Annotated in this window: 3 protein-coding genes and 1 pseudogene; 3 read left to right on the forward strand and 1 reads right to left on the reverse strand. The window is 64.4% G+C overall.

Translation table 11 applies throughout. The features are described from left to right. Positions 1-397: pseudogene (locus AAFX91_RS40605) on the reverse strand (winged helix-turn-helix domain-containing protein); the annotation flags it as partial. Between the two features lie 99 nt (positions 398-496). Here AAFX91_RS40605 and AAFX91_RS40610 point away from each other — a divergent pair. From AAFX91_RS40610 to tnpC, 3 genes are all read left to right on the forward strand, one after another. Beyond that, a complete protein-coding gene (locus AAFX91_RS40610) occupies positions 497-895 on the forward strand; it encodes a transposase (RefSeq protein ID WP_394570233.1) in 399 nt (132 codons plus the stop codon). Beyond that, on the forward strand, positions 892-1,248 hold the full coding sequence (gene tnpB, locus AAFX91_RS40615; RefSeq protein ID WP_394570234.1) for an IS66 family insertion sequence element accessory protein TnpB: 357 nt from the start codon (positions 892-894) through the stop codon (positions 1,246-1,248). The genes AAFX91_RS40610 and tnpB overlap by 4 nt, the downstream gene beginning before the upstream one ends. A 54-nt stretch (positions 1,249-1,302) precedes the next feature. Then, a partial coding sequence (tnpC, locus tag AAFX91_RS40620) for an IS66 family transposase (RefSeq protein ID WP_394570235.1) occupies positions 1,303-2,762 on the forward strand: 1,460 nt, incomplete at its 3' end.

Below are 2,762 nucleotides of genomic sequence, written 5' to 3' on the forward strand. Positions count from 1 at the left end.
ATTCATCCCAGAAATAGACATCCGCTTTCTCCCGCTTGGCACGCCGCGCAATGGCCGGATAGGTTTCCCGCTGCCAACGCTCGATCGCCTCCGGGTCACGCTGATAGGCGCGTTGCAATGGCTTCTGCGCGCTCAATCCCAAGCGCGCCAGCATCCCCCCGATCGACGCCAGACTCAGCCTCACGCCGAATTCCCGCTCCACCAGTTCGCGCACGATTTGCCGCGTCCACAAGCCAAAATCGAAACCGTATTGCAGCGGGTTCTTGCCGTTGATCCAGCGAAACACTTGCCGCTCTTGCGCCGGCGTCAACTTCTTCGGACGTCCCGTTCCTTTGCGCGACGCCAGCGCCCGCAGGCCCTTCCCACGACCTTTCACCGTTCTCATCCAGCGGTAAATCGTAAGCGAAGCTTTGTCCCCATTTGATTGATGGGTTTCCCCTCGGTTTGTGGTCTGCGATTCTTGGTTGTTCAGGCAGCCAGGAAGAGACTGAGGGCGATGGAACTATCGGGCGAGGAAGCCGAAGCCGACGGTTTTGTAGGGAAGCTTGCGCGCCGTACCCGTTCTGGAGGCCGGTTGTGGTCTGCGGAGACCAAGGGGCGCGCTGTTTTCGAGAGCATGAAGCCCGGCGCCCGCGTATGTGATGTCGCACGGCGTTATGGTGTCAAGGCCCAGCAATTGACGACGTGGCGCAGATTGGCGCGTGCCGGCCGGATCGCATTGGTCACGGACGAAGCGGCGGATTTCGTGTCGATCGAGTTGAGTGATCCAGCGGCGTCAGGCAAGAACGAGGGGCCTGTCGAGATTACGATTGGCAAGGTTTCGGTTCGCCTGGACGCGGACGTGTCAGCGGTGCGGATCGCGGAGATCGTGACCGCGATCGAGCGCGGCGCATGATCATTCCGGCGCAGGGACTGCGGATTGTGCTTGCTGTACGTCCTGTCGATTTCCGGTGCGGGCACGACGCGCTGGCCGGCCTCGTGCAGAACACGCTCGGGCTCGATCCGCATTCGGGCCTGATTGTGGTTTTTCGTTCGAAGCGCGCCGACCGGCTGAAGATTTTGCTGTGGGACGGCACGGGCCTCGTTCTAATCTACAAGCGCCTTGGTCGCGCTGGCCATTTTGAGTGGCCGCAGATCAGCGGCGGCGTCATGCATCTGACGCGGGTGCAGTTCGAAGCGCTGTTTGACGGGCTGAACTGGAAGCGTGTGGGTGAACGGATCGTCGCAACCCCAGCTGCGGCGAACTGACTCGGGGGCTGACGATTTGTTTCGCACGGCGCCTCGGGATGATAGCTTGCGGATGTGTCACCGTCCGCCATTGATCCCGCCCGTCTTGCCGCGCTGCCCGCCGATTTGCGAGCGCTCTTCAGCGCGCAGGAAGCGATGCTCGAAGCCGAGCGTCGTCGCGCTGATGACGAACGCACGGCGCGCCTTCATGTCGAGAACGAACTGGCTGCGTCCAAACAGATCGTCGACCGTCTCGAACTGCTCGTGAAGGAGTACGAGCGCGCACGCTTCGGCAAACGCTCGGAGAAGTTCAATCCCGATCAGATGCAGCTGGTGCTCGAAGACATCGAGATCGCCATCGCCGAAGTCCAGGAGCGCCAGGACGATCGTGCGCGCCGCACCGGCGCGGCACCGTCGGGCCGCCGGGCCAGCCGCGCCGCCCGCGCCTTTCCCGCGCACCTGCCGCGCATTGAGCAGGTGATCGAACCCGAGAGCCTCGAGTGTCCCTGCGGCTGCGGCCAGATGGTGCGGATCGGCGAGGATCGCTCCAGACGCCTCGACGTGACGCCGGCCCAGTATCGCGTGGTCGAGACGGTGCGACCGCGCTACGCCTGCGCGACAGGATGCGCTGGCGTGCGCCAGGCGCCGGCGCCCGCCCATCTGGTGGAGGGTGGCCTGCCCACCGAGGCGATGCTGGCGCAGGTGGCGGTCGCCAAGTTCAGCGAGCACATGCCGCTCTATCGTCAGTCCCAGGTTCTGGCCCGGCATGGCATCCTCATCGATCGCGCCGTTCTGGCGGATTGGATGGGAACTGTCGCCTTCCACCTCGCGCCGCTGATCGAGCGCATGAGCGTCGTGATGAAGCAATCGGGCCGCTTGTTCATGGACGAGACCAGGGCACCCGTGCTCGATCCGGGCCGGGGCCGAACCAAGACCGGCTATCTGTGGGCTGTCCTGCGCGACGATCGCGGCCACGGCGGCGCTGATCCACCAATCGTGGTCTACCACTACGCGCCAGGACGCAGTGGCAAACATGCCGAGCATATCCTCGACGGCTTCGACGGCATCCTTCAGGTCGATGGATACCAGGGCTATCACAGGCTCGCACGACCCGAGCGTCAAGGCGGCGCGCCGCTGCGGCTGGCCGCATGCTGGTCCCACTCCAGGCGCGAGATCATTGCCGCGGCTCCGAAGGCCGGCTCACCCATCGCCGAAGCCGTCCTCGCGCGCATCGCCGCGCTCTATGCAATCGAGAAGGAGATCCGTGGCTCCGACGCCGCGATCCGACAAAAGGCGCGCAACGAGCGATCACGGCCGCTCGTCGCCGAACTCGAGAGATTCCTGCGCGAGCAAGCCGCCCGCCTGTCGCCGGGCAGCGAGATGGGCAAGGCGATCGCCTATCTGCTGAACCATTGGGATGGGCTTACCTTGTTTCTCGACGACGGCCGCATCGAGTTGGGTAGAGTCGACGACTGGCGCGGTGGCTACAGGTTCCGAGGAGTTGCCGTTTGCCGGCAGCTTTCGCTGAGTGCCGG

This window comes from Bradyrhizobium sp. 31Argb (assembly GCF_043638955.1).
Taxonomy (GTDB): Bacteria; Pseudomonadota; Alphaproteobacteria; order Rhizobiales; family Xanthobacteraceae; genus Bradyrhizobium.